Source organism: Massilia hydrophila (assembly GCF_020208145.1).
In the GTDB taxonomy this organism is placed as follows: domain Bacteria; phylum Pseudomonadota; class Gammaproteobacteria; order Burkholderiales; family Burkholderiaceae_D; genus Telluria; species Telluria hydrophila.
In genome coordinates, this window is sequence record NZ_JAHYBX010000001.1 from 104,737 (window position 1) to 121,987 (window position 17,251).

The 17,251-nt window shown below is 67.0% G+C and carries 14 protein-coding genes; 7 read left to right on the forward strand and 7 right to left on the reverse strand.

Annotation, left to right across the window (positions count from 1 at the left end; translation table 11 throughout):
• Window positions 1-90: 90 nt before the first annotated feature.
• Window positions 91-2,343: a family 1 glycosylhydrolase gene (locus tag LE190_RS00430; RefSeq protein WP_225236872.1), complete on the reverse strand. Its 2,253-nt coding sequence runs from the start codon at window positions 2,341-2,343 to the stop codon at window positions 91-93.
• A 243-nt stretch (window positions 2,344-2,586) separates the two neighbouring features.
• Here LE190_RS00430 and LE190_RS00435 point away from each other — a divergent pair, with 243 nt between their 5' ends.
• From LE190_RS00435 to LE190_RS00465, 7 genes are all read left to right on the forward strand, one after another.
• A complete protein-coding gene (locus tag LE190_RS00435; protein WP_225236873.1) occupies window positions 2,587-2,826 on the forward strand; it encodes a hypothetical protein in 240 nt (79 codons plus the stop codon).
• A gap of 96 nt (window positions 2,827-2,922) precedes the next feature.
• Window positions 2,923-4,632, forward strand: coding sequence for an NAD(P)H-dependent oxidoreductase subunit E (locus tag LE190_RS00440; RefSeq protein WP_225236874.1), 1,710 nt, complete (start codon window positions 2,923-2,925; stop codon window positions 4,630-4,632).
• Window positions 4,629-7,430, forward strand: a complete 2,802-nt coding sequence (gene fdhF / locus LE190_RS00445; RefSeq protein WP_225236875.1) for a formate dehydrogenase subunit alpha — start codon at window positions 4,629-4,631, stop codon at window positions 7,428-7,430. The genes LE190_RS00440 and fdhF overlap by 4 nt, the downstream gene beginning before the upstream one ends.
• Window positions 7,427-8,308: a formate dehydrogenase accessory sulfurtransferase FdhD gene (locus LE190_RS00450; protein ID WP_225236876.1), complete on the forward strand. Its 882-nt coding sequence runs from the start codon at window positions 7,427-7,429 to the stop codon at window positions 8,306-8,308. Before fdhF ends, LE190_RS00450 begins: the two co-directional genes overlap by 4 nt.
• Window positions 8,305-9,012, forward strand: coding sequence for an ABC transporter permease (locus tag LE190_RS00455; protein ID WP_225236877.1), 708 nt, complete (start codon window positions 8,305-8,307; stop codon window positions 9,010-9,012). The genes LE190_RS00450 and LE190_RS00455 overlap by 4 nt, the downstream gene beginning before the upstream one ends.
• A gap of 32 nt (window positions 9,013-9,044) precedes the next feature.
• The gene (locus tag LE190_RS00460) at window positions 9,045-9,671 is read left to right on the forward strand and encodes an energy-coupling factor ABC transporter ATP-binding protein (RefSeq protein ID WP_225238021.1); all 627 of its coding nucleotides are present in this window, start codon (window positions 9,045-9,047) and stop codon (window positions 9,669-9,671) included.
• Between the two features lie 108 nt (window positions 9,672-9,779).
• On the forward strand, window positions 9,780-11,882 hold the full coding sequence (locus LE190_RS00465; protein WP_225236878.1) for a putative bifunctional diguanylate cyclase/phosphodiesterase: 2,103 nt from the start codon (window positions 9,780-9,782) through the stop codon (window positions 11,880-11,882).
• A gap of 21 nt (window positions 11,883-11,903) precedes the next feature.
• On the opposite strand, the gene LE190_RS00470 is transcribed toward LE190_RS00465, so the two are convergent.
• The 6 genes from LE190_RS00470 to ccmI all read right to left on the reverse strand — a co-directional run bounded on the left by LE190_RS00470 (window position 11,904) and on the right by ccmI (window position 17,250).
• Complete coding sequence (locus tag LE190_RS00470) at window positions 11,904-12,485, reverse strand: NapC/NirT family cytochrome c (protein ID WP_225236879.1); 582 nt, start codon at window positions 12,483-12,485, stop codon at window positions 11,904-11,906.
• 8 nt (window positions 12,486-12,493) lie between these two features.
• Entirely contained in the window at window positions 12,494-12,970 is a 477-nt protein-coding gene (locus LE190_RS00475) for a nitrate reductase cytochrome c-type subunit (protein WP_225236880.1), read from the reverse strand.
• Between the two features lie 10 nt (window positions 12,971-12,980).
• A complete protein-coding gene (gene napA, locus LE190_RS00480; RefSeq protein ID WP_225236881.1) occupies window positions 12,981-15,476 on the reverse strand; it encodes a nitrate reductase catalytic subunit NapA in 2,496 nt (831 codons plus the stop codon).
• Window positions 15,473-15,742, reverse strand: coding sequence for a chaperone NapD (locus LE190_RS00485; RefSeq protein WP_225236882.1), 270 nt, complete (start codon window positions 15,740-15,742; stop codon window positions 15,473-15,475). Before LE190_RS00485 ends, napA begins: the two co-directional genes overlap by 4 nt.
• A gap of 21 nt (window positions 15,743-15,763) precedes the next feature.
• Window positions 15,764-15,940 (reverse strand): periplasmic nitrate reductase, NapE protein, encoded by a 177-nt coding sequence (locus tag LE190_RS00490; RefSeq protein WP_225236883.1) that lies wholly within the window; start codon window positions 15,938-15,940, stop codon window positions 15,764-15,766.
• Window positions 15,941-16,029: 89 nt separating this feature from the next.
• The gene (ccmI, locus tag LE190_RS00495; RefSeq protein ID WP_225238022.1) at window positions 16,030-17,250 is read right to left on the reverse strand and encodes a c-type cytochrome biogenesis protein CcmI; all 1,221 of its coding nucleotides are present in this window, start codon (window positions 17,248-17,250) and stop codon (window positions 16,030-16,032) included.
• Window position 17,251: the final 1 nt, after the last annotated feature.

Below are 17,251 nucleotides of genomic sequence, written 5' to 3' on the forward strand. Positions count from 1 at the left end.
GTCTGCGAGTTGCCAAAACGTCGGTTCAAGCCGGAGCTGACCGCGTGGGCGGGAGACCCGCCCACCCTACGAACGCGCAAGCGTCGCGGATCAGCTGGCGTAATGCGCCGCTTCGCCCGGCAGCTGCGCATCGCGCCCATGCGCGCGGTCCTGCACCGCTTCCATATACCGCCGCAGCGCATCGTCCAGCGACGGCAGCATCAGCGCCCGTTCGCTCGACAGCGCGCTGTATCCCGGCCGGCGCGCCACCAGATCGCAGCGTTCGGTCGCGACCACCTCGAGCTTCGCCGCATCCACCCCCGCCGCCGCGCAGGCGCGCCGCGCCAGCTCGGCCCAGCTCAGGGCTTCGGCATTGGTCAGGTGCCAGACGCCTTTCTCGCGGTCGATCAGGAGGTCGAGCGAGACATTGACCAGGTCGGGCACGTAGGTGGGCGAGACCACCATGTCGTCCGCCGCCTGGAACGGTAGCCCGGCTTCCAGCGCGTTCAGGGCCTGGGTCACGAAGTTGTGCCGGTCCCAGGGGCCGAAGAAGGCGCTGGTGCGGATCACCAGGGCCTGCGGGTCGGCCTCGAGCACGCGCCGCTCGGCCTCCGCCTTGCTGCGGCCGTACACGCCAAGCGGGTTGACCGGGTCCGACTCGACGTAGGGGGCGCCCTTGGCGCCGTCGAACACCAGGTCGGTGGAAAAGGTCATGAAGCGCAGCTGGTGGCGGATGCAGGCCAGCGCCAGCACCGTCGGGCCCAGGGTGTTCTCGCGCATGCAGCGCTCATGGTCGGCCTCGGCGTCGTCCACCCGCACGTAGCCGCCGGCATTGATGACCGCCCAGGGCTTGTAGCGTGCGATCGCCGCTTCCACCGACGCCGGGTCGGTGATATCCATTTCCTGGCGGGTCAGCACGTGGAAGGCCAGGTTGCGGCCCTTGCAGATGCGGGCGAAGGCCGAACCCAGGGTGCCGGTTGCGCCAGTGATCAGGATCGGCTGCACCACGCTCGACTTGTACTGGCTGCGGATCGCGATGTCCGCCACCGCGGTGCTGGTCGCCACCGGCTTGCACAGGAAGCGGCCGGGACGGCGCCACCAGCCTTCGCCCTGCAGCACCGGGTTGGAGAGCGGGCGGCCGGTGGACAGCTCGCGCATCAGGGTCGCGACCGCGGTCGGGCGTGGTTCGCCGCCGCGCACGTCGAACGGGCCTGGCTCGTAGTAGCCGCGGCATTCGGTGACCAGGCAGTTCCAGTCGTAGGAACCGAGCAGGGCCCAGACCGTCACCGCGCGCACGTCGGCACCCTGCTGGCGCGCGCTGCGCGCCGCGTTCCAGATTTCCAGCAGCCAGCGCATCTGGTCTTCCCGGTTGGCGTCGATATGGGCCTCGGTGATCGCGATCGGCAGGCCGTAGCGCTCCCAGGTTTCCATGAGCAGCGGGCCGATGCCGGGCGTCGGCGTGGCCAGTGCGCGCGGCGTCTCGATGTCGGCGTGGGGGATGCCGCGGTAGACATGGCGGCGGTCGGGCGGGTAGCGCTCCGGCCGGTGGTCGAGCCAGCGCTCGCTGGTGGCGTAGTAGTTGACGCCGATGATGTCGGGCGGGCAGGGATTGTCGCGCAGCCAGAGCAGCTCCTGCTCGCTGGCCTGCGCGTCGAGCAGGTAGGACCACAATGCATGCTGCTGGTCCACCTTCCCGCACAGCAGGTCCCAGCCCAGCCAGCGGCGCTCGTTGAAGAAGCCGACCACTTCCTGCATCTCGGGCGTGCCGTAGGTCTTCGACAGGTCGTCGGTCGCGACCAGCTTGGCGTCCGGGTTCACGGCGCGGATGGCGCGCATGGCCAGCACCGTGGCGCGGCACTCGTTGAGCAGGGCGCGCACGAAGGTCGCCTCGTCGCTGCCATGCGGGTACCAGACGCCCGCCAGGCCCGAGAAGCGCGCCGTGGTCAGCGGTTCGTTGACCGGGGTGTAGTACTCGACCCAGGGATAGCGCCGCGCCACCGCGCCGGCATACTCGGCCAGCTTGTCGGGGAAGGCGGGATCGACCAGGCTGGTGTCGCGCGGGCCGCTGCCATGGTGCAGCAGGCCGACAATCGGGGTCACGCCCAGTTGCTGCAGGGCTGGCAGGCGTTCGTCCGACCATGACCAGTCGGCCGACTCGATGCCGTCCGGCGCCGTGCGTTCCCACAGCACCGGGTAGCGGATCGCCTTGATGCCGAGCGAGGCAAAACGGTCGATGTCCTGCAGGCGCTCGGCGTGGCCGTTGCGCTCCATCTGGCTGAAGTAATTGTCGCGCACGCGGTTGACGGTGCATTCGAGTCCGCCCCAGAGTTCAAGCTCCGGGGACTGCTCCGGCTGGGAATTCATGTTTGTGTTCATGTTCTGACCCGCTGTTTGTGAAAACAGGCTCCAGCCTAATTGCCCACTGCGACGGGTTGTGTGAACTGGCCCACATAAAAGGATCATTTCGGACAAATCCTACTTTTTGTAAGCATTCTCCTTGTTTCTGTGCTTAACTTCTTCTAACAAGAAACCTTTATTGCCGAGCCGGCGCGGACCGGTGCGCCGGACAGCGCAGGTTCGGGTGACAATGCGCTGAAACGGGAGGGCATGATGTACATGGTGTACTGGACGATGGTCGAGGGCGAACGCTGCACGCCGCACGAAAAGCTGTTCGAGACCACGGAAATGGTGGCGGCGATGCAGTACATGGAAACGCTGCGCAAGCGCCAGCGCGAAGGGGAGGGTGTCCGCTTCATCACCATGTGCTCGGAGCATCCGGACCTGGTCGGCCACCCTGGCGTCGATGTCACCGGCCCCGACTACAACTGGAAGAAGCGGCGCCGCTGAGCCCCTGCGCCGCTCCTGCCCTCCAGCCTTGCGCGCGCGGGTTTATACTCCTTCGTGCAACCGGCCGCAGACCGGAGAACGAACAGGGCTGTCCACATGAACCACCCCATCATTCCGATCGCCTCCCTCGGCGACGGTCCCAGCCGCCAGCGCAAGCGCGCCGCTCCCAAGGGCCGCCGCGTCGACCCGCAGGCACTCGGCGAGATCCAGTCCCTGCTGGGCGCGGCGCCGCGCCGGCGCGACCTCTTGATCGAATACCTGCACCTGGTGCAGGACCGCCATGGCTGCCTGTCCAGCGCCCACCTGGCCGCGCTGGCCCATGAGCTGGGCCTGGCCCAGGCCGAGGTCTACGAGGTGGCCAGCTTCTATCACCATTTCGACCTGGTGAAGGAAGGCGAGGCGCCGCCGCCCGCGCTCACAGTGCGGGTCTGCGCCGGCCTGTCGTGCGAGATGGCCGGCGCGCGCGCCCTGCTGGAGCGCCTGCCGGCGCTGCTGGGCCGCGCCGTGCGCGTGCTGGAAGCGCCCTGCGTCGGCCGCTGCGAGACGGCGCCGGTGGCGGTGCTCGGCCAGCACGCGCTGCCGCATGCGGATGTGGACGGCGTGCTGGCCGCGGTCGGCGCCGGCCACACCGTCGAGACGGTGACCGGCCACATCGACTACGCCGCCTACCGCGCTTCCGGCGGCTACGCGCTGCTGCAGGCCTGCGCGTCCGGCGTACACGATGCCGACGCGGTGATCGCGACCCTGGAAGACTCTGGCCTGCGCGGCCTGGGCGGTGCCGGCTTCCCGCTCGGGCGCAAGTGGCGCATCGTGCGCGCCGAACCCGGTCCGCGCCTGATGGCGGTGAACATCGACGAGGGCGAGCCGGGCACCTTCAAGGACCGCTTCTACCTGGAGCGCGACCCGCACCGCTTCCTGGAAGGCGCCCTGATTGCCGCCTGGGCGGTGGGCATCGAGGCCATCTATCTCTACCTGCGCGACGAATACCACGGCTGCCGCGCCATGCTGGAGGCCGAGCTGGACAAACTGCGGCGCGAGCCGCCGGTGTCCGGCCTGCCGGCCATCCACCTGCGGCGCGGCGCCGGCGCCTATATCTGCGGCGAAGAGTCGGCCATGATCGAATCGATCGAAGGCAGGCGCGGCATGCCACGCCTGCGTCCGCCCTATGTGGCCCAGGTCGGCCTGTTCGGCCGGCCCACGCTGGTACACAACATCGAGTCGCTGCACTGGGTGCGCGAGGTCCTCGAGCGCGGCGCCGCCTGGTTCGCCGGCCACGGCCGCCACGGCCGGCAGGGCCTGCGCTCGTTCTCGGTCTCGGGCCGGGTGCGTGAGCCGGGCGTGAAGCTGGCCCCGGCAGGCATCACGGCGCGCGAACTGATCGCCGAATACTGCGGCGGCATGCCGGACGGCCATGCCTTCTACGCCTACTTGCCGGGCGGCGCGTCGGGCGGCATCCTGCCGGCGTCCATGGGCGACATCCCGCTCGACTTCGATACGCTGCAGCCCTACGGCTGCTTCATCGGCTCGGCCGCCGTGGTCGTGCTGTCGCAGCACGACAGCGCGGTGGCCGCCGCCCGCAACACGCTGGCCTTCTTCACCGATGAATCCTGCGGCCAGTGCACGCCCTGCCGCAACGGCACCGCCAAGGCGCTCGCGCTGATCCGCCAGCCGCAGTGGGACACCGCGCTGCTGGGCGAACTGTCGCAGGTGATGCGCGACGCCTCGATCTGTGGGCTGGGACAGGCGGCGCCGAATCCGGTCGACTGCGTCATCCGCTACTTTCCACACGAGCTGGCCCCATCATGAACGCGCCCATCCCGACCATTGCCTTCGAACTGAATGGCCGCAGCGTCGAGGCGCTGCCGCACGAAACCCTGATCGAGGTCGCCGCGCGCGAAGGCATCGCGGTGCCGCGCCTGTGCTACAAGGAGGGCATGGCGCCGGCCGGCAACTGCCGCTCCTGCGTGGTGGAGGTCGCTGGCGAGCGGGTGCTGGCGGCATCGTGTTGCCGCACTCCGGTCGCCGGCATGCAGGTGCGCACCGACAGTGCCCGCGCCCTTGCGGCCCAGAAGATGGTGCTGGAACTGCTCCAGGCCGACATGCCGGAAACCGGCTACACCCGCCGCAACGAAGTCGACCTGTGGGCCGCCAGGCTGGGCGTCGGCAAGCCCCGCTTCGCGCCGAGCAGGCGCCAGCCGCCGCCAGACCTGAGCCACGCGGCGATCGCCGTCAACCTCGACGCCTGCATCCAGTGCACGCGCTGCGTGCGCGCCTGCCGCGACGAGCAGGTGAACGACGTGATCGGCCTGGCCCTGCGCGGCCAGGACGCGAAGATCGTGTTCGACCAGGACGACCCGATGGGCGCCTCGACCTGCGTAGCCTGCGGCGAATGCGTGCAGGCCTGTCCGACCGGCGCCCTGATGCCGGCGCGCGACGCTGCCCTTGCCGTGCCTGACAGGCAGGTCGATTCGGTCTGCCCTTATTGCGGGGTCGGCTGCCAGCTCACCTACCAGGTGAAGGACAACCGCATCCTGTACGTCGAAGGGCGCCAGGGCCCGGCCAACGCCGGCCGCCTGTGCGTGAAAGGGCGCTACGGCTTCGACTATGCGCACCATCCGCAGCGCTTGACGACCCCGCTGGTGCGCCGCGAAGGCATGTCCAAGGCGGGCGACTTCGTCATGGACCCGGCGCGCGTGCTGGAGGTGTTCCGCGAGGCCAGCTGGGAAGAAGCGCTGGCCCTGGCCGGCGGCGGCCTGGCGCGCATCCGCGACGGGCACGGCGGCGCGGCCCTGGCCGGCTTTGGCTCGGCCAAGGGCAGCAACGAAGAAGCTTACCTGTTCCAGAAGCTGGTGCGTACCGGGTTCGGCACCAACAACGTCGACCACTGCACGCGCCTGTGCCACGCCTCCTCGGTCGCCGCCCTGCTGGAGGGGATCGGCTCGGGCGCCGTCTCGAACCCGGTGATGGACGTGCTGCGCGCCGAAGTGATCGTGGTGATCGGCGCCAACCCGACCGTCAACCACCCGGTGGCGGCCACCTGGATCAAGAACGCGGTGAAGGCGGGCGCCAGGCTCGTCGTGATGGACCCGCGCCGTTCCGAGCTGGCGCGCCACGCGCACCGCTACCTGCAGTTCAAGCCCGACACCGACGTGGCGCTGCTGAACGCCATGATGCACGTGATCGTCGGCGAAGGCCTGGTCGACCAGGGCTTCATCGCCGACCGTACCCTCGGCTACGAGGAGCTGGCGCGCAACGTGGCCGGCTACAGCCCCGAAGCGATGGCGCCGCTGTGCGGCATCGACGCCGAGACCATCCGCTACGTGGCGCGCCTGTACGCCACGTCGAAAGCTTCGATGATCCTGTGGGGCATGGGCGTGTCGCAGCACGTGCACGGCACGGATAACGCGCGCTGCCTGATCGCGCTGTCCCTCATGACGGGCCAGATCGGGCGTCCCGGCACCGGCCTGCATCCGCTGCGCGGCCAGAACAACGTGCAGGGCGCGTCGGATGCCGGCCTGATCCCGATGATGCTGCCGGACTACCAGCGCGTGGACAACCCGGCCGCGCGCGCCAGGTTCGAGCAGGCCTGGGGCGTGGCGCTCGACCCGCAACCCGGCCTGACCGTGGTCGAGGTGATGGACGCCATCGATGCCGGCCAGGTGCGCGGCATGTACATCATGGGCGAGAACCCGGCGATGTCCGACCCGGACGCCAACCACGCGCGCGCCGCGCTGGCGCGGCTGGAACACCTGGTGGTGCAGGACATCTTCCTGACCGAGACCGCCTACCTCGCCGACGTGATCCTGCCGGCATCCAGCTTCCCGGAAAAGAACGGCACGTTTACCAATACCGACCGCCTGGTGCAGCTGGGCCGCCAGGCGATCGACCCGCCGGGCCAAGCGCGCCAGGACCTGTGGATCATCCAGCAGATGGCGCAGCGGCTCGGCCTGGACTGGCACTACGGGAGCGTAGCAGATGTCTTCGACGAGATGCGCCGCACCATGCCGAGCATCGGCGGCATCACCTGGGAGCGCCTGGAACGCGAGGGTGCCGTGGTCTACCCGTGCACGCAGGAGGGCGACGCTGGCCAGCCGGTGGTGTTCACCGAACGCTTCCCGCGTGAAGGGGGCAGGGCGCGCTTCGTCCCGGCCGACATCATCCCGGCCGCCGAGCGGCCCGATGCCGACTATCCGATGGTCCTGATCACCGGCCGCCAGCTCGAGCACTGGCACACGGGCAGCATGACCCGGCGCGCCGCCGTGCTCGATGCGATCGAGCCCGATCCGGTGGCGCTGCTGCACCCGCTCGATCTCGAGCGCCTCGGGGTGCAGCCGGGCGACACGGTCACGATCGCATCGCGCCGCGGCGAGGTCGTGCTGTATGCGCGCGCCGACGACGGTTCGCCCGTGGGCGCGGTCTTCGTTCCCTTCTGCTACTACGAGGCGGCCATCAACCGCCTCACCAATGCGGCGCTCGACCCGTTCGGCAAGATCCCCGAGTTCAAGTACTGCGCCGTCAGGCTCACCCCCGGCGGGACCGTCGCCGCCCAGGGCAGCTACGGTGGCGGCCAAATCCTGGCTGGCATGGCACAATTGGCAACATGAACCGTCCCGACCTGCCACGCTACCGTCCGGCCCTGTCCGATGCGCGCGCGCCCCTGACCCACGACGTGGGCGCGCTGGACGAGCGTGGCCGCGCCTCCACCATCGCGATCCCCGCCGAGCGTCCGCTCACCGTCTACGTGGACAAGCGCGAGATCGTTACCCTGATGACGCTGGGCGGCGCGCCGGAAGCGCTGACCCTGGGCTACCTGCGCAACCAGCGCCTGGTACGGACGCTCGATGACATCGTCTCGATCCAGGTCGACTGGTCGGTCGATGCGGTGGCGGTGGTCACCAGGAACGGCATCCTGGATATCGAGGAGCGCACCGCGAAGAAGGTCGTCACCACCGGCTGCGGCCAGGGATCGGTGTTCGGCGGCCTGATGGACGAGGTGGACCAGATCGTCCTGCCGCTTGACGCGCGCCTGCCGCAGTCGGTCGTGTACCGCATCGTCGAGACCATCCGCAGCCAGCAGTCGGTGTACAAGCAGGCCGGTTCGGTGCATGGCTGCGCCCTGTTTTCAAGCAGCGGCGAGCTGCTGTATTTCGTGGAAGACGTCGGCCGCCACAATGCGGTGGACGCGATCGCCGGCCGGATGTGGCTCGATGGCCTGGCCGGGGGCGACAAGGTGTTCTATACCACCGGGCGCCTGACCTCGGAGATGGTGATCAAGGGCGCGCAGATGGGCATTCCCTTCCTGCTGTCGCGCTCGGGCACCACGCAAATGGGCCACATGGTGGCGCAGAAGGTCGGCATGTCGCTGCTGGCGCGCTGCAGCGGCAAGCACTTCCTGCTGCTGGCCGGCCAGGAGCGCCTGGTGTTCGAACCGGACCTGCTGGAGCCCCCGAACGCGCCCTTCCACGCCCCACGGACGGCTTGACCGTGCTGGACGCCACCGCGCACGCCTTTGCCCTGCTGTTTTCCGGAGACGAAGCCCTGTGGCGCATCGTCTGGGTCTCGGTCAAGACCAGTGTGCTGGGACTGCTGCTGGCGGCCCCGCCCGCGATCCTGCTGGGCTATGCGATCGCCATGCACCGTTTTCCCGGACGGCGCCTGGCGATCTGGCTGGCCCAGGCCGCGCTGTCCCTGCCCACCGTCCTGATCGGCCTGCTGCTCTACCTGCTGCTGTCGCGGCGCGGGCCGATGGGCGGACTCGAATGGCTGTTCTCGCAGGAAGGCGTGATCCTGGGCCAGATGGTGATCGGCCTGCCGGTGCTGCTGGCCTTTACCCTGGCCGCGGTGCAGGCGGCCGACCCCCGTTACGCGGAAACGGCGCTCTCGCTGGGCGCCTCGCGCTGGGGCGTGATGCGCACCGTCCTGCACGAGGCGCGCTACGGCGTGATGGCGGCGGTCATCAGCGGCTTCGGCCGGGTGATCTCGGAAGTAGGCTGCGCGCTGATGGTGGGCGGGAACATCGAAGGCCAGACCCGCACCATCACCACCGCCATCGCGCTCGAGACCAGCAAGGGCGAGTTCGCGCAGGGCATCGCGCTGGGCATCGTGCTGGTGTCGCTGGCGCTCGTGATGAACGGCGCCCTGGTGCTGCTGCAGGGCGAGGCCCATACGGCGGGAGGCCGCTGGTGACGCTGGCCGCGCCCCTGCTCAGCGTGCAAGGCATGCGCAAGCGCCACGGCGAGCGCCTGCTGTTCGAGATCGAGCGGCTCGATATCGCGGCCGCCAGCGCCTACGTGCTGACCGGCGTGAACGGGGCCGGCAAGTCCACCTTGCTGCGCATGCTGGCCGGGCTGGAACGCTGCGATGCCTGCCGCATCGTATTCGAGGGACGCAGCATGCCGTTGCATCCGTATCCGGCGGCGCTGCGGCGCGCGATCGGCTTCGTGCACCAGCACCCGATCATGTTTTCCACCAGCGTGGCCCACAACATCGCCTACGGCTTGCTGGCGCGTGGCGAGCGGCGGCAGGCGGTGGCGCCGGCCGTGGAAGAAGCGATGCGCTGGGCCGGCGTGGCGCACCTGCGCGATACCCATCCCGCGCGCCTGTCCGGCGGCGAGAAGCAGCGCGTGGCGCTGGCACGCGCCCGCGTACTGCAGCCGCGCCTGCTCCTGCTGGACGAGCCCACGGCCAACCTGGACGGCCCGGCGCGCGAGCAGGTGATCGCCCTGATTCCCACCTTGCTCGAGCGCGGCGGCAGCGTGGTGATGGCCTGCCACGACCGCGACCTGATCGGCCTGCCCGGCATCCAGCGCCTGAAGCTGCGCGAGGGCCGGCTGGAAGTGCGCTGAAAGCGCGCCGAGGCTGTGCCGGCGCGCATGCCTGCGCCGCGCGTTCCGCTGGCTTGCTAGAGTGATCCCGTGACGTATTGACGACCCTATGATAGGCTGAAGCTTGCTATGGGATTTCACCTCGATAAAAATCTGATCGACAAGGTACCGGCGGGCATCGTCATCCACGACTCCCAGTCGGCGGTGATCGCCGCCAATGCCATGGCCCAGCGCCTGCTCGGCGAGGACCTGCCCGACATCCGGGGGCGCCTGGCGGACCATCCCGGCTGGTCCTTTGTCTCGCCGGATGGCGGCGCGATCGACGTCGACGACCTGCCGGCCAGCCGGGTATTGCTCGAGAAGCTTCCGGTCACCGACGTGGTGGTGGGGGTGCGGCGTCCGGGCGCGCACGTCATCTGGTTGATCTGCAACGCCTATCCGGTCTTCGACAGCGGCGGTCAGATCGCATCGGCGGTGGTCTGCTTCACCGATTGCAGCGAACTGGTGGCCACCCAGCAGGCGCTGGAGCACTCGCAGCAGCGCCTGCAGCTTGTCCTGCGCGCGCTGAACGAGGGTTACTGGGACTGGGACCTGGACCAGCAGACGCTGTTCTATTCCGAGCGCTGGTGGGACATGCTCGGTTATGCGCCCGGGACCCATCCGACCGACATCGAGGCCTGGCAGCGGCTGCTGCATCCGGAAGACCGCGAGCGCGTCAACCGCTTCCTGGCCGAGCTGCTGGCCGGACCGGAGGTGAGCTATGCGATCGAATTCCGGCTCTGGCACCGCGATGGCCATGCGGTCCCGGTGCTCAGCCGCGGCTTCGTGCTGCGCGAGGCCACCGGACGCGCGGTGCGCATCTCCGGCGCCAACACCGACCTCACCGAGCGCAAGCAGCTGGAACGCCAGCTGCAGCTGAGCGCCGACCATGACTACCTCACCGGCCTGCCGAACCGGCGCTACCTGCTGCGCGAACTCGAGCGCCGGCGCATGTGCGCCGCGGCGGACGGCCAGGCCAGCACGGTCCTGCTGATCGACCTCGACAACTTCAAGCTGCTCAACGACACCGAGGGACACCCCTTCGGCGACCGCCTGCTGCAGGAAGTTGGCCGGCGCCTGCTGGGAGCACTGGAGCAGGGTGATTTCGTGGGCAGGCTCGGTGGCGACGAATTCGTCGTGCTGCTCGACTGTGGAGTGCACACCGAGGTCTCATGCGCCGTGCTGGCGCAGCAGCGCGCCCGCGACCTGTGCCATCTGCTGGGCCGTCCGTTTCCGATCGGCGAGCGTCACTTCTCGATCACTCCCAGCATCGGCGCCGTGCTGGTCGAGCGCGGCGAGGGCAGCGCCGACCTGCTGCTGCAGCAGGCCGACATCGCCCTGTATGCGGCCAAGTCGGCCGGGCGCAACGCCATCCGCTTCTTCGATCCCGCCATGCAGCGCATGATCGACGAGCGCGCCCGGCTCCAGGACGAGCTGTCGCACGCGGTGGAGCGCGGCGAATTCGTTCTGTACTACCAGCCCCAGTTCGATGTCGAACAGAAGATCGTGGGCGCCGAAGCGCTGCTGCGCTGGCAGCATCCGCTGCGCGGCCTCCTGGCGCCGGGAAGTTTCATCCCGCTGGCGGAAACCTCGGACCTGATCGTCAGGCTGGGCGACATCGTGCTGCGCCAGGCGAGCGAGCGCCTCGCGGCCTGGTCCAGGATGCCGGCGCTGGCCAGGCTCGGCATCGCGGTCAACGTCAGCGCGCGCCAGATGCACGACGAGGATTTCGTCGCGCGCTCACTGGGGATCATTCGCGCCGCAGGTGCCGATCCGTCCCGGCTGTCGATGGAACTGACCGAATCCCTGCTGGCCACCGACATCGAGGCTACCATCGAGAAGATGCACAGCCTGCGGCGGGAAGGGGTGTGCTTCTCGGTCGACGATTTCGGCACCGGGTTTTCCTCGCTCAGCTACATCCAGCGCTTCCCCCTGAGCAGCCTGAAGATCGACCAGTCCTTTGTCGCGACCTGCGTGGACAACCCGCGCTCGGCTGGCATCGTCGAGATCGTCATCGGCCTGGCGGACAGGCTGGGGCTCGGGCACATCGCGGAAGGGGTGGAGACGGCCGTGCAGCTGGAACAGCTGAAGGCGCTCGGCTGCCGCGCCTTCCAGGGCTACCTGCTCGGCTGGCCGATGCCGGTGGAAGAGTTCGAGGCCATGGCGCTGGCGCGGGTGGCTACTTCAGGCTAGCTGGCTGTCCGCTGAACACGATCAGTGTCCTGCCATATCCGGGAGGGTATGAGCAATCCCTTTATGGCAATCGATACAGGTTTTTTCGCCTCTGGCAAGCTGCGTGGAATGTGCTTGCACAGCTCGGGGGCTTTGACGGGTAAAGTCCATCGACTCGAACTGGTGGCAGTTCCTGCACTCGAGGGAGTTATTTGCCTTCAGACGATCCCATTCGTGCTGAGCCAGGGTCAGGCGCATGGCCTCGAACTTTTCGCGCGTGTTGATTGTGCCGAAAATCTTGCCCCACACTTCTTTTGACGCCTGCATCTTGCGTGCCATCTTGTCTGTCCAGTTATGTGGTACATGACAGTCCGAGCACTTCGCGCGCACCCCGCTGCGATTCGTAAAGTGAATGGTCCGCTGCAGCTCAACGTACACGTTGTCGTTCATTTCATGGCAACCGGTGCAAAACTGTTCGGTGTTCGTTGCTTCCATGGCAGTATTGAATCCACCCCAGAACAGGATTCCGGCAATAAAGGAAGCAATGATCAGGAACCCAAGGCTGAGGTGAACGCTTGGACGGGTCAAAAAGCGCCAATAGCGCAGGAAAATATTCTTGATCATCACTCCCCCTATTTTTTCTTCGATTGGCCGGCTGTCGGCGCCTGATTCAACAGGGTGTCGACGTCCTTGAAGTTATTGGGGACCAGGGGTGGAAGTTCTGCCTGCGGGACATGGCACTGGAGACAGAAATAGCGCCGTGGCGACAGCTCTGCCAGGAAGTTTCCATCGCGATTCTGGAAGTGCGTCACACTGATCATGGGCGCCTGGCTTTCCTGGGTACGCGTCCGTGCATGACACATCATGCAACGGTTCGCGTTCTTGTCGACCTGGTACGACTCGATCTTGTGGGGAATCACCGGTGGCTGCATGGCGTAGTTGCGAACCCGTCGCACGTCGCTGTTATCCGGATTGACCATGGGGGCCGGCTTGACGGTTTCCGCCAAGGGCGTGGGGCCACGCATCCTGTCGAGGGCCTGCTGCGCCGTGACGTAAGGAGAAGCGGCGAACAAGAACAGGGCGATCAGGCCCGAGCGCAAGTTTTTCATGTCCTCCTCCCTAGATTTTTCGAATGGCAACCGCACACTTCTTATAGTCGGTCTGGAAAGAAATGGGGTCGGTGGCGTCCAGCGTGACTTTGTTGACCAGCTGGCTGGCATCAAAGAACGGAATGAATACCAGTCCGCGTGGCGGCCGGTTGCGTCCACGCGTCTCGACGCGCGAATGGATCAGGCCACGCCGCGACTTGACTTCGATCAAGTCGCCGCGCCGGGCGCCGAGCGCCTTGGCGTCGTCCGGATGCATGAAGCAGACCGCGTTCGGCACGGCGCGATACAGTTCCGGCACCCTTCTCGTCATCGTGCCGGTATGCCAGTGTTCGAGAACACGACCGGTCGACAGCCAGAACGGATACTGCTTGTCCGGCTCCTCTGCCGCTTTCTCGTAGGGCAGGGCGAAGATCACGGCTTTGCCGTCGGACATGCCATAAAAACGAACGCCTTCGCCCTTCTTGACGTAGGGATCGAATCCTTCGCGATAGCGCCAGCGCGTTTCCTTGCCGTTCACCACCGGCCAACGCAGTCCACGGACCTTGTGATAGGTATCGAAAGGCGCCAGGTCGTGGCCATGGCCGCGGCCAAACTGCGCGTACTCCTCGAACAGGCCCTTCTGCGCGTAGAAGCCGAAGGCCGCCGCCTCGTCGTTCATGTAGCCCGCTTCCATTTGCGTCGTCGGGAACTGGTTGACCTGCCCGTTACGGAACAGGACGTCGTACAGCGTCTTGCCGCGGTACTGGGGCGCGGCCGCCAGCAGCGGCGCCGGCCACACCTCTTCGATCTTGAAGCGCTTGGAAAACTCCATCAATTGCCACAGGTCCGAGCGGGCCTGGCCTGGCGCTTTCACCAGCTGATGCCAGAACTGCGTGCGCCGTTCCGCGTTTCCGTAGGCGCCTTCTTTCTCGACCCACATCGCGGTCGGCAGGATGAGATCCGCGGCTGTCGTGCTGGCGGTAGGGTAGACATCGGAGACAACGACAAAGGCATTGGGGTTGCGGAAGCCTGGCAGGATTTCGCCCATGATGTTCGGGCCGGCCTGCATGTTGTTGTTACACATCGACCAGTACACGTTGAGCTTGCCGTCCTTCAGTGCGCGGCTCTGCTCGACAGCGTGGAATCCCGGCTTGTCGGGTACTGTGCCAGGCGGCAGCTTCCAGATTTTTTCCGCGATTTCGCGGTGCTTCGGATTGGTCACCAACATGTCCGCGGGCAGCCGGTGCGAGAAGGTGCCGACTTCGCGCGCGGTGCCGCAGGCCGAGGGCTGCCCGGTGAGCGAAAAAGGCCCATTGCCTGGCGAAGATATCTTCCCGGTCAGGAGGTGCAGGTTGTACAGCAGGTTGCTGCACCAGGTGCCGCGCGTATGCTGGTTGAAGCCCATCGTGAAGAAGGACATGACCTTGATCTTGGGATCGGCATAGAGTTCCGCCAGGCGCTCGAGCCGTTCGCGCGGCACGCCGGTCAACTTGGATACGGTCTCGACGTCGTAGGCACTGACGAACTTCGCGTACTCCTCGAAGCTCATGGGCTTGCTGCCGCCGGCATTGGCCGCGTTGGCGGCGGCCAGCTGGAGCGCGTGCTCCTTGCGCAGGCCATAGCCAATATTGGCGTTGCCCAGCACGAAACGGGTGTGCCGGTTGATGAAATTTCGGTTGACCCGATTCGTCTTGATGATGTGATGCGCGATGTAGTTGAGGATTGCCAGGTCGGTCTGCGGCCGGAAGATGATGGACAGGTCCGACAGCTCGAAGCTGCGATGTTCGTACACGGAGAGCACCGCGACCTTGGTGCTCGGCTTCGACAGGCGGCGGTCGGTCACGCGGGTCCAGAGAATCGGGTGCATTTCTGCCATGTTCGAGCCCCACAGGACGAAGGCGTCGGCATTCTCGATGTCGTCATAGCAGCCCATCGGCTCATCCATGCCGAAGGTCCGCATGAAGCCGGCCACCGCCGACGCCATGCAGTGCCGCGCGTTCGGATCCAGGTTGTTGCTGCGGAATCCGGCCTTCATCAGTTTGGCGGCCGCGTAACCCTCCCAGATGGTCCACTGGCCCGAGCCGAACATGCCGACTGCCGTCGGCCCTTTCTGCTGGATCGCCTTCTTGAACTGCGCCGCCATCAGGTCGAAGGCGGCATCCCAGGACACAGGCGTGAATTCGCCATTCTTGTCGTAGCGTCCGTTCTTCATCCGCAACAGGGGCTGTGTCAGGCGGTCCGATCCGTACATGATCTTGGACAGGAAGTAGCCCTTGACGCAGTTGACCCCGCGGTTGACTTCCGCATTGATGTCTCCGTGGGTGGCGACCACGCGCCCATCCTTCACGCCGACGTTGACGCCGCAGCCCACGCCGCAGAACCGGCAGGGAGCCTTGTTCCAGGTCAGCTGGGTTTTGGACGCGTCGGTCACGACGTTGGTAGCGGATGCCTCGAACGGAATGCCGGCAGTGGCCGCCGCGGTCATTGCCGCGGTCTGCGTGATGAATTCTCGTCGCGTATGGGTCATGGGATCATCTCCTCCATTGCTGTCGCCGGTTCGGCATGTTGATACACGAGCGCCACATTCAGGACGCCGGGAAGCGCGCGTATCGCGTCCATGCGGTCAAGCGTGGCCTGGGTCGACGTTGTCTCGAGCGTGACGACCATGCGGCCGTCTTCCGCTGCCACATGTATGATTGTCTTGGGTAACAGCGCGAGGTTCGCGCGTACCTTGGCGGCGTGGACGCGTGTTGCGGCAACGATGATGCCAGCGATATGGATTTCTTCAGACATGAACGCTCCGATATGCGGCGCTCAGGCGCCAGGCAGGCGGCCAGTGACCAGCTGGTACATCCAGACCAGGAAACCGTAACCGATGACGCCGGTGAAAGTCAGGAAGGGCGCGAGTACGCACGTAATGAAGAAAAACGCTTTCAATTCCTGGGCCCTTGTTGGCGGGACGCGGCGATCAGGTGATGGCTCTGCTTCCATGATCAACTCCTATAACGCTAACCGTGAGTGCATTATCGGAAAGTTTCACAAAGGGCCGCGCACGCTTGCCACACTTTTGACCCGCATGCTCAGATACGGCTGTCGATGCGGACCGTGAGCGACTGCGCATCGGGCCGCACAGCAGCGCTACGACCTTCGAGATCGCCTTTGACGGGCGTGGCACTGCCGGAGCGGGAGACGCGCGCCGTGACCACTACCTCGCTCGCAGAAGAAAGTGTCAGTGAGGGCGCCATGGCCTGCGAATCGTCCAGTGCGAACGTGTATGGCAGCTGCGCCACGGTGATGCGCTTGACCGCCAGCGGCGCGCGCGGCCCCTTGGCTGCCCGCGCGAAAATGAAAACGGTGTCGCCCGGCGCGGCTTCCGACGCCAGTTCCGGAGCGAGCGTCACGGTTCCCGTCAGCGCGCGCGTGGCATCGCGGGGGGCGGGTGCGTCGTTCACGGCTGCCTTGCCGGCCGGGGACGCCCTGCCTTTCAGACTCGCCAGGCTGGCAAGCGTCCCCTGGTGGATGGCCGAGTCGCCCGGGGTCAGGTGCAGCAGCTGCTCCCAGTGCCGGCGCGCGTTGGCGGCGTCGCCCTTTTGATAGGCCGCGTTGCCGGCCAGCGCCAGCGCCTTGACATCCTTGGGGTTGAGCGCCAGTGCCTGCAGCACCAGCTGTTCCGGCTTGCCTTCGAGGCTGCCGCCCTTGAGGGTGGCCAGGACGTCGGCATAGTCGGCCAGCACCGCGGAGTCGTCTGGCACCAGTACCAGCAGGCGCTCGTAGGCGAGCACCGCGTCCTGGTAGCGGCCGATCGCGGTGTACGAACGCGCCAGCATATACCAGCCATCGGCGTTGGCAGGCTCGCGCCGCATGCGATCGGAAAGTCCCTGCACCAGGGTGCTGACGTCGGCTGCCGAGATCTGGTGCTGGGGTCCACCGAAGTCCCGCTCCTGGCTCGCTACGGCCAGCGCGGCAGGACTGCCGAGGTGGTAATACAGGCCCGCGGCCACGACCGGAATGAACAGCGCCAGGATGCCGGCCAGCAGCCGCTGCTGCCGGTCCGGATGCGCCTTCGGCGGGGCCGCGAGTTCTTCGCTGACACGGCGCCGCAATTCGTCGCGTGCTTCCGCATGGACCGGCGCCGTCAGGCTTCCCTCCTTGAGCGCCAGGTCCAGCTCGCGTGCCTGCTCGCGCAGCACCTGCAGGCTGTCGGTCGTGGCCGAACCCGACGCCAGGGAGGAGCGCAGCAGGGGATACAGCAGGCATCCGAGCGCCAGCGCGGTCATCGCGACCGCCACGAACAGGAACATT

Coding starts and splice junctions, on each gene's coding strand:
- LE190_RS00430 (WP_225236872.1), bottom strand. CDS start 2,343: ATGAATTCCCAGCCGGAGCAGTCCCCGGAGCTTGAACTCTGGGGCGGA.
- LE190_RS00470 (WP_225236879.1), bottom strand. CDS start 12,485: ATGATCAAGAATATTTTCCTGCGCTATTGGCGCTTTTTGACCCGTCCA.
- LE190_RS00450 (WP_225236876.1), top strand. CDS start 7,427: ATGAACCGTCCCGACCTGCCACGCTACCGTCCGGCCCTGTCCGATGCG.
- LE190_RS00475 (WP_225236880.1), bottom strand. CDS start 12,970: ATGAAAAACTTGCGCTCGGGCCTGATCGCCCTGTTCTTGTTCGCCGCT.
- LE190_RS00435 (WP_225236873.1), top strand. CDS start 2,587: ATGATGTACATGGTGTACTGGACGATGGTCGAGGGCGAACGCTGCACG.
- LE190_RS00465 (WP_225236878.1), top strand. CDS start 9,780: ATGGGATTTCACCTCGATAAAAATCTGATCGACAAGGTACCGGCGGGC.
- LE190_RS00460 (WP_225238021.1), top strand. CDS start 9,045: ATGCGCAAGCGCCACGGCGAGCGCCTGCTGTTCGAGATCGAGCGGCTC.
- LE190_RS00485 (WP_225236882.1), bottom strand. CDS start 15,742: ATGTCTGAAGAAATCCATATCGCTGGCATCATCGTTGCCGCAACACGC.
- LE190_RS00440 (WP_225236874.1), top strand. CDS start 2,923: ATGAACCACCCCATCATTCCGATCGCCTCCCTCGGCGACGGTCCCAGC.
- ccmI (WP_225238022.1), bottom strand. CDS start 17,250: ATGTTCCTGTTCGTGGCGGTCGCGATGACCGCGCTGGCGCTCGGATGC.
- napA (WP_225236881.1), bottom strand. CDS start 15,476: ATGACCCATACGCGACGAGAATTCATCACGCAGACCGCGGCAATGACC.
- fdhF (WP_225236875.1), top strand. CDS start 4,629: ATGAACGCGCCCATCCCGACCATTGCCTTCGAACTGAATGGCCGCAGC.
- LE190_RS00490 (WP_225236883.1), bottom strand. CDS start 15,940: ATGGAAGCAGAGCCATCACCTGATCGCCGCGTCCCGCCAACAAGGGCC.